Source organism: Sulfuricurvum sp. RIFCSPLOWO2_12_FULL_43_24 (genome assembly GCF_001829605.1).
Taxonomy (GTDB): domain Bacteria; phylum Campylobacterota; class Campylobacteria; order Campylobacterales; family Sulfurimonadaceae; genus Sulfuricurvum.
Genome location: NZ_MIBT01000076.1, coordinates 1,111 through 1,479, shown reverse-complemented (window position 1 = coordinate 1,479; position 369 = coordinate 1,111). Strand labels below are relative to the sequence as shown.

1 pseudogene is annotated in these 369 nt (G+C 43.6%); it reads right to left on the bottom strand.

Annotated features, from left to right (window positions below):
- A pseudogene (locus tag A3G19_RS07160) lies at window positions 1-369 on the bottom strand (ribosome biogenesis GTPase Der); the annotation flags it as partial.

Here is a 369-nt window from a genome sequence, read left to right as displayed (position 1 = left end):
TCTTCGATTCGTATTTTTCGCTTTCGCTTTAAAGAGTACCGGAGTCCCCTCAAAATCAAACTGCTCTCGTAACTGATTCGTCAAATACCGGCGGTAACTGAAATGCAATCCCTGCGGTTTGTTCATAATCAGTGCGATACGCGGCGGACGGATATCGTACTGTGTCGCAAAATAAAGACGGATATTCATACCGTTGATACTCGGCAAGATATGTTTGCGCATCGCCGCTTGGATCACTTCGTTGAGTTTTCCGGTAGAGATACGCTGTGAATAGTTCTCATTGATTTTGAGCAACATATCAAAAATTCTGTGAACACGCTGTTTGCTCTGCGCTGAAATCGTGATGATCGGTGCATAGCTCAAAAATTT